Origin of the sequence: Thermosynechococcus sp. HY213, assembly GCF_031460975.1 — a bacterium.
Classification (GTDB): Bacteria; Cyanobacteriota; Cyanobacteriia; order Thermosynechococcales; family Thermosynechococcaceae; genus Thermosynechococcus.
On record NZ_JAVKVB010000011.1, the window covers coordinates 296,878 to 308,313 of the forward strand.

11 protein-coding genes and 1 pseudogene are annotated in these 11,436 nt (G+C 53.8%); 9 read left to right on the forward strand and 3 right to left on the reverse strand.

What is annotated here, in order from left to right; all coding sequences use genetic code 11:
• Window positions 1-89 precede the first annotated feature (89 nt).
• The 3 genes from RHK62_RS06975 (at window position 90) to RHK62_RS06985 (ending at window position 2,726) form a co-directional block, all read left to right on the forward strand.
• Complete coding sequence (locus tag RHK62_RS06975; protein ID WP_310453477.1) at window positions 90-1,325, forward strand: S41 family peptidase; 1,236 nt, start codon at window positions 90-92, stop codon at window positions 1,323-1,325.
• The gene (purN, locus tag RHK62_RS06980) at window positions 1,315-1,956 is read left to right on the forward strand and encodes a phosphoribosylglycinamide formyltransferase (RefSeq protein ID WP_310453478.1); all 642 of its coding nucleotides are present in this window, start codon (window positions 1,315-1,317) and stop codon (window positions 1,954-1,956) included. The genes RHK62_RS06975 and purN overlap by 11 nt, the downstream gene beginning before the upstream one ends.
• A 149-nt stretch (window positions 1,957-2,105) precedes the next feature.
• Entirely contained in the window at window positions 2,106-2,726 is a 621-nt protein-coding gene (locus tag RHK62_RS06985; protein ID WP_310453479.1) for a hypothetical protein, read from the forward strand.
• 36 nt (window positions 2,727-2,762) lie between these two features.
• Here the strand turns inward: RHK62_RS06985 and RHK62_RS06990 are convergent, their stop codons facing one another.
• Complete coding sequence (locus tag RHK62_RS06990) at window positions 2,763-3,929, reverse strand: aminotransferase class V-fold PLP-dependent enzyme (protein WP_310453480.1); 1,167 nt, start codon at window positions 3,927-3,929, stop codon at window positions 2,763-2,765.
• 142 nt (window positions 3,930-4,071) lie between these two features.
• Between RHK62_RS06990 and RHK62_RS06995 the strand changes: the two genes are divergently transcribed.
• The gene (locus RHK62_RS06995; protein ID WP_206200139.1) at window positions 4,072-4,818 is read left to right on the forward strand and encodes a hypothetical protein; all 747 of its coding nucleotides are present in this window, start codon (window positions 4,072-4,074) and stop codon (window positions 4,816-4,818) included.
• Between the two features lie 41 nt (window positions 4,819-4,859).
• Here RHK62_RS06995 and ruvX read toward each other — a convergent pair whose 3' ends face one another.
• The gene (ruvX, locus tag RHK62_RS07000) at window positions 4,860-5,315 is read right to left on the reverse strand and encodes a Holliday junction resolvase RuvX (RefSeq protein ID WP_149819291.1); all 456 of its coding nucleotides are present in this window, start codon (window positions 5,313-5,315) and stop codon (window positions 4,860-4,862) included.
• Window positions 5,316-5,405: 90 nt separating this feature from the next.
• Here ruvX and ileS point away from each other — a divergent pair, with 90 nt between their 5' ends.
• The 5 genes and pseudogenes from ileS to RHK62_RS07025 all read left to right on the forward strand — a co-directional run bounded on the left by ileS (window position 5,406) and on the right by RHK62_RS07025 (window position 9,946).
• Window positions 5,406-8,267 (forward strand): isoleucine--tRNA ligase, encoded by a 2,862-nt coding sequence (gene ileS / locus RHK62_RS07005; RefSeq protein WP_310453481.1) that lies wholly within the window; start codon window positions 5,406-5,408, stop codon window positions 8,265-8,267.
• Window positions 8,268-8,283: 16 nt separating this feature from the next.
• Window positions 8,284-9,084 carry a site-specific DNA-methyltransferase gene (locus RHK62_RS07010; protein WP_310453482.1) on the forward strand — a complete coding sequence of 267 codons (801 nt, stop codon included), beginning with the start codon at window positions 8,284-8,286 and terminating at the stop codon, window positions 9,082-9,084.
• Entirely contained in the window at window positions 9,081-9,224 is a 144-nt protein-coding gene (locus RHK62_RS07015) for a hypothetical protein (protein ID WP_310453483.1), read from the forward strand. The genes RHK62_RS07010 and RHK62_RS07015 overlap by 4 nt, the downstream gene beginning before the upstream one ends.
• A gap of 108 nt (window positions 9,225-9,332) precedes the next feature.
• A pseudogene (locus RHK62_RS07020) lies at window positions 9,333-9,575 on the forward strand (IS630 transposase-related protein); the annotation flags it as partial.
• A complete protein-coding gene (locus tag RHK62_RS07025; RefSeq protein ID WP_302678276.1) occupies window positions 9,575-9,946 on the forward strand; it encodes a pentapeptide repeat-containing protein in 372 nt (123 codons plus the stop codon). The pseudogene RHK62_RS07020 and the gene RHK62_RS07025, both read left to right, overlap by 1 nt.
• Here the strand turns inward: RHK62_RS07025 and gltX are convergent.
• Complete coding sequence (gltX, locus tag RHK62_RS07030; RefSeq protein ID WP_206200143.1) at window positions 9,936-11,393, reverse strand: glutamate--tRNA ligase; 1,458 nt, start codon at window positions 11,391-11,393, stop codon at window positions 9,936-9,938. The two genes, RHK62_RS07025 and gltX, sit on opposite strands and share 11 nt — an antisense overlap.
• Window positions 11,394-11,436 lie beyond the last annotated feature (43 nt).

Sequence of the window (11,436 nt, forward strand, 5' to 3'; positions counted from 1 at the left end):
CACTGACCTGTTTCCCCCTCCCTGTGAGGGGGATTTTTTTATGTGGGAACGATAGAATAGGGGCGAGGCGTTGTCAATGGATTTGTGGGGTGAAATACTGGGCAATTCTCGGCGTCGGTGTTGCACTATTGGGAATGCCGTCAGCACTGGGGGGCACCAGTACGCTCAAGGATGCTCCCAAGGCCTTGGTCGATGAGGCGTGGCAAATTATCTACAGAAGCTATCTGGATCGCAGTTTCAATCGTCTGGATTGGCAGGCCATTCGTCAGGAGTTGCTCTCCCAACCCTATGGCGATCGCGAGGCCGCCTATCGGGTGATTCAACAAACCCTTGTCCGCCTCAATGATCCCTATACCCGCTTTCTGCCGCCCCAAGCGTACCGCCAACTGCTCCTGCAAACCCAAGGCCAGCAGGTGGATGTGGGTCTCACCCTCGTGGAGTCGGGGGAACTCTTTCGCATTCAGGCAATCCAAGCGGGGTCAGTGGCTGCCAAGGCGAATTTGAAAGTGGGAGATGAAATTCTGGCCATTAACGGTCGGGGGAGCGATCGCCTGACCTTGGAGCGAGCCAATCTGGCGTTGCGAGGGCCAGCGGGGAGTAAATTGCGCCTACTGGTGCGCCGTGAGGGCAAACCCCAACCCTTTAGTGTCGAACTCACCCGCGCCGGTGAAATTCCGCGTACAGTGAATTTTCAGGTTCTGAATCATCCTCGGGTGGGCTACATCCGCCTCAGTGGTTTTAATAGCCGCTCCCAACAAGAGATGCAAGCGGCGATCCAAATCCTGCAACGGGAGAAAGTTCAAGGCTTCATTCTGGATTTGCGCCACAATCCGGGGGGACTCCTAGAAGCCGGCATTGAAATTAGCCGCCAATGGCTCGATTCTGGGGTGATTGTGCGCATTCAGCAAAACCAGCGAGAAGAGACGATTCGTGCCCGCCAACGCGCCTTGAGTCAGTTGCCCCTCGTGGTCTTGGTAAATCAGGCCTCCGCCAGTGCCAGTGAAATTTTAGCCGCTGCTTTGCAGGATCAGGGGCGCGCAACCGTGGTGGGGACACCAACTTTTGGCAAGGTGCGGGTTCAAGCAGTTCATGAACTGGGGGATGGCTCTGCCCTCGTGGTAACAGTAGCTCGTTATCTGACGCCAAAGGGGCGCGATATTGCCGCAGGGGGGATCACCCCCGATGTACTGGTGACGGTCGATCCCAGTAGTGATCTGGAATTGCGGCTCAATCCCAACTTGGTGGCACGACCCACGGATCCAATGGTGGCCAAGGCCTTAGAATTATTGAGCACTAAAATCAGTAACGCCCGTCATGTCCAGTGAGGCTCTTGTTGTCCCTTCTGCTCCAGCGATCGCGCCCGCGCCCCATCCCCTGCGGTTAGGCGTTTTAGCTTCTGGCAATGGCTCCAACTTTGCTGCTCTCGCCGAAGCGATCGCCCAAGGGGAATTGGCTGCCCAAATTCAAGTTCTGATCTACAACAATCCCGATGCCTTGGTGGCAGAGCGCGCCAAACAGTGGCAGATTCCCAGTGTGCTGCTCAACCATCGCCACTACCCCAGCCGTGAAAGTCTGGATGCGGCCATTGTCGAAACCCTCAAAGCCTATGGGGTCGAGTGGGTAGTGATGGCGGGCTGGATGCGGATTGTGACGCCTGTTCTCCTCAGTGCCTACCCCCAGCGGGTAATTAACCTGCATCCCAGTTTGCTCCCCAGTTTTCGGGGATTGCATGCCGTTGAGCAGGCCTTGGCAGCAGGTGTGAAAATTACTGGGTGTACCGTCCATCTGGTGGAAGAGGAAGTGGATAGTGGCCCAATTTTAGTCCAAGCAGCAGTGCCCGTTCTCCCCGATGATACGCCCGCCACCCTCCACGCCCGCATTCAAGTCCAAGAACACCGCATTCTCAAGCAGGCGATCGCCGACATTGCCGCGCGGCAATCACAAGCTTCCTGCTGATCCTTAGCCAATAGTAAGGATCTCTCAGGGCGAGGGTCCACCCGCTTTTCTGATTGGCTTGGGAATTGCGTCAGCATCCTTTTCTCAGTGGGGAGCATTGATTCGGATTAGGATTGGGGATGTATCCGTGAGCAATTGTTAATCCAGTCATGACGCAGGCATACACCCCTGAAGATGTTTGGCGGTTATTGGGGGAACTATTAGAGGCTCAGAAGGAAACCGAACGCCGCTTTCAAGAAACAGAGCGCCGCTTCCAAGAAACGGATCGGCGATTTCAAGAGACTGACCGACGGTTCCAAGAAACGGAACGCTTGCTGCGCGAAGAAGCGCGCCAACTCAACCAGCAACTGGGGAAACTGGGCAATCGCCTTGGGGAATTTGTGGAATGGCAGGTGCGCCCCGCCGTGCTGCGCTTATTTCAGAGTTGGGGAATTGCCGTCTCTCAACTTTACAGCGATGTCATTCTCCAAGATGGCAATGAGAGTTTAGAAATTGATCTGCTAGTCGTCAATACTGATGAAGCCGTCCTCGTCGAGGTGAAAACGAAACTGAGCCAAGGGGATGTGGATGAGCACTTAGAGCGGATCGCGAAATTTCGTCGTTTGGCACACCAGTATCGGGACACCCAGCTCTTGGGCGCCGTAGCAGGAATGATCGTACCCCCTGAAGTAGCTCGCTATGCCTATCGGCAAGGTTTGTTTGTGTTGGCGCAATCAGGAGATGGGGTGGCGATTCTCAACGATGCGCAGTTTCAGCCCCGTACATGGTAGGTGACTCTAATCGCTCTAATTCAATTCTCAAGCGTCCTAAGGATGATTCTGGAGCCAGTGTTTGAGGGCAGCAACAAAGCGATCGCACTCCTGCGGCAGCGTAAAGTAATGCACACAGGCTCGCACCGAGGCAGGATAGAGCAATTCCCGCACCAAGATATTCTCTGCCTCAAGGTCTTGCACCAATTGGCGATGCTGACCATTAGCTAACTGAAAGGCCACCAAGCCCGACGGCGGCGGCACGAGACTCAAGCAGGTCAAACCCACCATGCCCTGTAACTGTTGCCAAAGATAATGACTCAGCTCACAAATGCGCTCATATCGCGCTTGGGCAGTCCCCCATTGATCATGCACCCGCAGGGCAGTGGTTAACCCCGGTACCAAGGAAAAGGCGGTTGTGGCCACTTCAAAGCGACTGGCATCCTCCTTCCAGCCGGCGGGTTGGGCATCACGGGTTTGGTGAATGCCGCGCCAGCCAATAAAGGTGGGTTCCAATGTGGCCAAGCGATCGCGCCGAATGTACAGCCCGCCAAGACCCGCAGGGCCACAGCACCACTTGTGTCCTGTAAAGGCATAGTAGTCCACCCCCAAGGCGGGTAAATTGAGGGGCACCATACCCACACTTTGGGCACCATCCGCCAAGACTTGGATGCCGCGACGGTGGCAAAGGTCAACAATTTTCTCCAACGGCAAAAGTTTCCCGGTATTCCACAGCAAATGACTGAGGATGACCAAGCGTGTGCGGGGATGAAGTTGGGTTTCAATGGCGGCCACCTCATCGTCACACCAAGGCCAAAAGGCCACTCGATCCACCACCACCCCCAACCGCCGCGCCAATTGTTCGGTAATCGCCACTACCCCCGGATGCTCACAGTTAGAAATCAGCAGGCGATCGCCCGCTTGCCAGTTGATCCCCCAGAGAACGATATTGCAGCCAGTGGTTACAGAATCTGTGAGGGCAATGGTCTCGGCGCTCGTCCCCAAAAGCTGTGCCAGTTCTTGCCGCAGGGTTTGCAGTTGTTGGCTCAGCCACGGAAAGACGCGATTGGCAAAGGGGCCTTCCTCTTGAATGTGGCGATCGCTCTGGATGATGGCCTGCCATGTGTCTTGGTGCAGCGGCCCTTGTCCCCCATAGTTGAGGTAGATCTTATTCAGTAGGGCGGGGTAGGTGTCGTGGTAGGTGCGCAGTGTCTCTAGGTTCATCGATAGTGATTGCAGAGCGATAGATAGATGCTACCGCAAAGGATTTAAGATAAAGATCTGTAGCAAGTCCCCTTTTCATTCCCCCACTCAAGGGGCGGCACTTGCAAGCACGGCTCGGTAAATTAATCCTGTCAATTAAGTCATGACAAAGGCATACACTCCTGACGATGTTTGGCGATTACTAGGGGAGCTGTTAGAAGCTCAAAAGGAAACCGAACGCCATTTCCAAGAAACAGAGCGCCGCTTCCAAGAAACAGAGCGCCGCTTTCAAGAAACAGAGCGCCGCTTTCAAGAAACAGAGCGCCGCTTCCAAGAAACGGATCGGCGATTTCAAGAGACAGATCGGCGATTTCAGGAGACGGATCGGCGATTTCAGGAGACAGATCGGCGATTTCAAGAGACGGATCGGCGATTTCAAGAAACGGAACGCTTGTTGCGGGAAGAAGCGCGCCAACTCAATCAGCAACTGGGGAAACTGGGGAATCGCCTTGGGGAATTTGTGGAATGGCAGGTGCGCCCCGCCGTGCTGCGCCTATTTCAGAGTCGCGGCATTGCCGTCTCTCAGCTTTACAGCGATGTCATTCTCCAAGATGGCAATGAGAGTTTAGAAATTGATCTGCTAGTCGTCAACACCAATCAAGCGGTTCTCGTCGAGGTGAAAACCAAACTGAGCCAAGGGGATGTGGATGAGCATTTAGAGCGGATCGCGAAATTTCGTCGTTTGGCACACCAGTATCGAGACACCCAGCTCTTGGGAGCGGTGGCAGGGATGATCGTGCCCCCTGAGGTGGCTCGCTACGCCTATCGGCAGGGCTTGTTTGTGTTGGCGCAGTCGGGAGATGGGGTGGCGATTCTCAATGATGCGCAGTTTCAGCCCCGCACATGGTAGCCCGTGCCCAAGAATTTGAGCAGACAACTTTTGAGCCTCCGTTATAGCTGCGGATCAGCGGGTGCCAGTGTTGCTTTTGCGGCTTGAGAACGGGCATCGAGCCATTGTTGCAAAATGAGGGCAGCAGCAATTTGATCCACTAAGTCCTTGTGGTGACGGGGCGATCGCCGCCGCTGTTTGAGAATCTCTTCCGCCTGAAATGAGGTGAGTCGCTCATCCATATATTCCACGGGCAAGTTCAAGGCCGCGCCAATTTTTTCCGCTAGATGTTGCACTTGCCGAGCTTGGGAACCCAGTTGACCATCGAGGGTGTAGGGCAAGCCCACAATTAGCTTCTCTACCCCTCGCTCTTGGCAAATCTGGCGAAGCTGCGCCACATCACTGGCAAAATTCCGCCGCTGGATAGTTGTAATGCCTGTGGCCAACTGCCCCAAGCGATCGCACCCTGCCACACCAATGCGCTTGCGCCCCAGATCCAAACCTAGAACGGAAATCATCCTTGAGTGAATAAGAACAGTTCTCCTACAATTGAATCCATTCCCGATTTTTTCTTGCCCTCCAACGATCATACCCCGCTGTACCCACCCATGACTGACGCGACCCCCGACTACAAAGACACCGTCAACCTGCCGCAAACCACCTTTGAAATGCGGGCAAATGCAGCCACACGGGAACCCCAGTTGCAAGCCTTTTGGGCAGAGCACAAAATTTATGAAACCCTGCAGCAAACCAATCCGGGTGAGGTCTTTATTCTCCACGATGGCCCCCCCTACGCCAATGGCGCTCTCCACATTGGCCATGCCCTGAATAAAATCCTCAAGGACATCATCAATAAGTATCAACTGCTGCGGGGACGCAAGGTTCACTACCGCCCCGGTTGGGACTGCCACGGCCTGCCCATTGAACTCAAGGTACTGCAAAACCTGAAACCCGAACAGCGTGCGCAGCTAACCCCCCTGACCCTCCGCCAACAGGCCAAGGCCTTTGCCCTCAAAACCGTGGCCGAGCAAAAGCAGAGTTTTCAACGCTATGGGGTTTGGGGCGACTGGGAGCACCCCTATTTGACCCTCACTCCCGACTATGAAGCGGCACAAATCGGTGTCTTTGGCGAAATGGTGCTGCGGGGCTACATCTATCGCGGTCTCAAGCCCGTCCACTGGAGTCCTAGTTCTAAAACCGCCCTCGCCGAAGCCGAACTAGAATATCCCGAAGGCCACACCTCCCGCAGTCTCTATGCCGCCTTTGAAGTGATCGAACTGCCGCAAGGGCTAGCCAAATCGTGGTACAAAGCCCTCGGCCAATTAGGCGTTGCCATTTGGACGACAACCCCTTGGACCATTCCGGCCAACTTGGCGGTGAGTGTCAATCCGGATCTCCCCTATGCCCTTGTTGAAGTCAAACCCAGTGCCCGCTACAAATATTTGATCGTAGCCAAGGATCTGGTGGAGCGCCTTAGCCAAACCCTTGCTTGTACCCTCAAGGTGGTGGCCACCGCCAAAGGCGCTGACTTGGAAAATGGGCGCTATCGCCATCCCCTCTTTGAGCGCGAGAGCAAAATTGTCATTGGCGGCGATTATGTCACGACTGAATCGGGGACGGGTCTGGTTCACACGGCCCCTGGCCATGGCTTAGAGGACTATGCGGTGGGTCAGCGCTATGGCTTGCCAATCCTGTCGCCCGTGGATGAAAATGGCTGCTTTACAGCAGAAGCGGGACAATTTGCCGGTCTCAATGTCCTCAAGGAAGGGAATGAGGCGGTGATTGCGGCACTGCAAGCGTGTGGCGCCCTCCTCAAGGAAGAACCCTATGTCCACAAGTACCCCTACGACTGGCGCACGAAAAAACCAACCATCTTCCGCGCCACGGAGCAGTGGTTTGCTTCCGTTGAAGGCTTTCGCGATGCCGCCCTCAGGGCGATCGCCGAGGTGAAGTGGATTCCTGCCCAAGGGGAAAACCGCATTACGGCAATGGTGGCGGAGCGTTCCGATTGGTGTATTTCGCGGCAGCGCAGTTGGGGCGTGCCCATTCCCGTCTTTTATGACAAAGCCACGGGGGAACCCCTGCTGACGGCAGAAACCATTGCCCATGTGCAAGCCATTATTCGCGATCGCGGGTCTGATGCTTGGTGGGAACTCTCCGTTGCGGAATTGCTGCCTGAATCCCTACGAGATCAAGCCGATCGCTACGAAAAGGGCACCGATACGATGGATGTCTGGTTTGATTCTGGCTCTTCTTGGGCGGCGGTTCTCGGCGATCAACAGGCGGATCTCTACCTCGAAGGCTCTGACCAACACCGCGGCTGGTTTCAATCCTCATTGTTAACACGGGTTGCCGTTAAAGGCCAAGCCCCCTACAAAGCAGTCCTCACCCACGGCTTTGTCCTCGATGAGCAGGGACGGAAAATGAGCAAGTCCCTCGGCAATGTCACGGATCCCCGCGAAGTGATTGAGGGGGGCAAAAACCAAAAGCAAGACCCTGCCTATGGTGCCGATGTATTGCGCCTGTGGGTGTCCTCCGTGGACTATGCCAATGATGTCCCCATTGGTAAAAATATCCTCAAGCAGTTGGCGGATGTCTATCGCAAGATTCGCAATACGGCTCGCTTTCTTTTGGGGAATCTTCACGACTTTGACCCCGATCAAGATGCCATTCCCTATGCCCAACTGCCCGCCTTGGATCGCTATATGCTACATCGGCTGCATGAAGTCTTCAGCGAAGTAACGGCGGCCTTTGATAGCTTTCAGTTCTATCGCTTTTTCCAAACGATTCAAAATCTTTGTGTTGTTGATCTGTCGAACTTTTATCTCGATATTGCCAAGGATCGGTTGTACATCAGTGCTGCCGCGAGCGATCGCCGGCGCAGTTGTCAAACGGTTCTGGCCGTTGCCGTTCAAAACCTCGCCCGTGCTATTGCCCCAGTGCTTCCCCATTTAGCCGAAGATATTTGGCAGCATTTGCCCTTCAAAACCCCCTATCTTTCGGTTTTTCAAAGCGGCTGGGTACAGCTTCCTGCCCAGTGGCAGGATCAGGAGCTAGCCAGTGAGTGGCAACGCCTGCGGCAACTACGCCTAGAGGTGAATAAGGTGCTCGAACAGGCCCGTGCCGAAAAGCTCATTGGCTCCTCTTTGGAAGCCAAAGTGTGGCTCTATGTTGCCGATCCACAGTGGCGCGATCGCCTTCAGGACATGAATCCCAGCGATGCCCTCAGTGGCAATGGGGTGGATGAACTGCGCTATCTCTTTTTGGTTTCCCAAGTGGCGATCATGGCACAACCCCATGCCGTTGACGTGCCCTATGTCCTAGAAGAGGAAGGGCTGTGGATTGGCGTCGATCATGCCAAGGGTGAGAAATGCGTCCGCTGCTGGAATTATGCTGAAAGTGTGGGACAATCGGCCTTGCATCCCCAGTTGTGCGATCGCTGTCAAGCCGCCCTAGAAGGGATGTTTTAGATCATTGAGCGAAAGCATGCTAGAGATTGATCGTATCTACCAAGCTGATGCTTTTACCCTCTTGCCCCAGATTGAAAGTGCGAGCATTGATCTCATTATTTGCGACGGCCCCTACGGTGTAACCACCAATCCATGGGATCGCATCTCTAACATCCAAGAGTTTAACCTCAAACTCATCACTATCTTTGCTGAAAAATTGAAAGAGGGAGGAGCACTCTACCTTTTTGGTAAACCTGATTGTATTGACTTTATTGACTACCGTCCATTTCTTAACTTACAGGCAAAAATTGTCTGGTATCAGCCCAGTCGCCTAGCCCAAGGACGGATCAACTACACAAATAACTATGATCTTATTTGTTACTTTATTAAAGGCCAGCGTCCCAAAACCTTTAACTTAGATGCTATTCGGGTACCACAGCTAGTAGAGCTAGAGCACCGTCGTCGTTGTGAGCGGGTACCATCAGTGATTAATGGTAAGTATGGCAAAACTAAATTCAATGAAGAAGGTAAAAACCCAGGAGATGTCTGGGGAGATATTAAACAGCTCACGTATAAATCAAAAAAACTAGTAGCTCGCGAAGCACTCAATACCATTCAAAAGCCAGAGCAGCTGATTGAACGCTTAGTCAAGGCAAGCTCTAATAAGGGTGACTTAGTGCTTGATCCATTTGCCGGTGTCGGTACAGCCCCTGTAGTTTGTAAACGCTTGGGAAGGCATTTCATTGCTATTGAGCAAGATCAAAAGTTTGTCCAAGCAGCAAACGAGAGATTACGTGAGGCAGAGTATGAAATCGCGGGGAGGCTTTTTGATTGGTGAAACAGCAAGTTTATCGTCAAATTGTTGCTCTGATCCGTCAAGCCTCTCAACTTGCTCAAACAATTGGTATTCGCAACCTACTGCAGCCGGGGTTAGTTAAGGAAATGATTATTGCTGACCTGCTAGGTCACGAACTATAGCCATTTCGAAAGGAGATGAGATATTTTCAAGAGGGATAGGCTATACTCAAAGCGTCATGAATGTTACTCAAGAATATGAGCTATAGCTTGGACTGACGAGAGCGGGTTGTCTCCTACATCAAGCAAGGTGGCAAAATCAGTGAAGCCACTCAAATTTTTCAGGTGAGCCGCGCCACTATCCATCGCTGGCTGAAGCGAGAGGACTTAGCCCCCACAGTTGTCCCCCGTCGTCCTTGGAAGCTGGATTGGGCGGCCTTAGCAGCCGATGTTGCTGCCCATCCCGATGACCGTTTAATCGACCGTGCCCAGCGATTTGGCGTCCAAACTGTGATCTGCGGGGCGCGAACCTAATGGATGCCAATTTGTTTAAGGCGAATTTAGCAGGTGCCAATTTGGAGGGCGCTTATCTGGCGGGTGCGAATCTCTTTGGCGCCAATTTGGAAAGGGCAAACTTGAACCGTGCCAGTCTCTATCTAGCGATTTTGGTCAATGCCAATTTGGCAGGGGCACAACTGGTGGGAACACGCCTCACCCTTAGCAACCTTGTCAATGCCAACCTTAGCGGTGCCAATTTGGAGAATGCGGTCATGAAGGGGGCAAACATGATTGATGTGAATTTGACGGCTGCAAACCTGAAGGGGGCAGATCTCGATCGCGCAAATTTGAGTGGGGCTAATTTAAGCCAAACGATCTTCGATCGCCCCCCAGCCCCTAGGAAGTAACCTGTGCCTGTTTCAATGCTGCCGCAAGTCGCGGTTGATCCCAGCCCCGTTGGTGGAGAATTTGCCACGTGGCCATTAAATCAGGACCGTGGACAGCACCCGTGAGGGCAGCGCGCAGCGATCGCATTGTTGCTCCCTTTTTCACCCCTGCGGCTTTGCTGGCCTGTTGAATCAGGTGTTGTCCCATCTCCACCGTCAGCTTTGGCTCTGTCGGCAAGTGTGCTAGTAGGTACGCCAAAATCGTCGCACTCTGGGGTTGACTCAGTTGAGCCATTGCTTCAGCATCAAGGGTGATGGTGGGTACAAAGAAAACTGCCCCTTGATCAATGGCCTCCTTGAGGGTGTTGAGACCCGGTTGAAGGAGTTGGGCAAGGTCAAGCAACCAAGGGCGATCGCCCCCCTCATCAAAGGCATAGCCTGCCCCCTGCCATAAGGGAATCAGTTCCGCCAAAAGTTCTGCTGGCTCTAGTTGCTGAATGTACTGACGATTGAGCCAATTGAGCTTATCCCAATCAAAGCGGGCACCTGCCTTGTTAATTCGTTCAAAACTAAAGTGCTTCGCCGCCAGATCAAGGGTAAAGAGTTCCCCTATCCCTTCAGGGGGCGACCAACCCAAGAGTGTCATGTAGTTGGCCAAGGCGGGGGCTAAATACCCCATGGCTCGGAAGTCAGAAATGGAGGTCACCCCATCTCGTTTCGAGAGTTTTTGCCCCGCTGAGTTGAGAATCAAGGGAGTATGGGCAAAGTTGGGGGGAGTGGCGCCAAGGGCTTCATAGAGCAAAATTTGTTTGGGTGTGTTGCCAATGTGGTCTTCACCGCGAATGACATCGGTAATGCCCATGGCAATGTCATCGACGACCACCACCAAGTTGTAGAGGGGGTAGCCAATTTCGCCGCGGGGGGCAGCTCGCGCAATCACCATATCGCCCCCCAGATCAGCCCCCTGCCAACTCACTCGACCGCGCACCAGATCCTGCCATTCAATCTGGCGATCGTCCTCAATTTTGAAGCGAATGACGGGGGTGCGTCCTGCGGCATCAAAGGCGGCTTGCTCCTCTGGGGTCAAATGGCGGTGACGGTTGTCGTAGCGCGGGGCTTGTCCCTTGGCTTTTTGTGCGGCTCGCAGGGCATCGAGTTCTTCGGGGGTGCAGTAGCAGTAGTAGGCAAGTCCCTTGTCCAAGAGGGTTTGAATCGCTTGGCGGTACAGATCAAGGCGATCGCTCTGGAAATAGGGGCCTTCATCCCACGTCAGCCCCAGCCATTGCAAGCCCTCAAGGATATTCTCGGTATATTCAGGTCGAGACCGCTCGCGATCGGTATCCTCAATCCGCAGAATGAATTTCCCTCCCCGATGGCGGGCGTAAAGCCAGTTGAACACAGCGGTACGGGCAGTCCCAATGTGCAGATTTCCTGTCGGACTCGGTGCTAAACGAACACGAACTGTCACTGCTGACCTCGAATACAAAAATTGCCCTTTCGATCCTACCCCA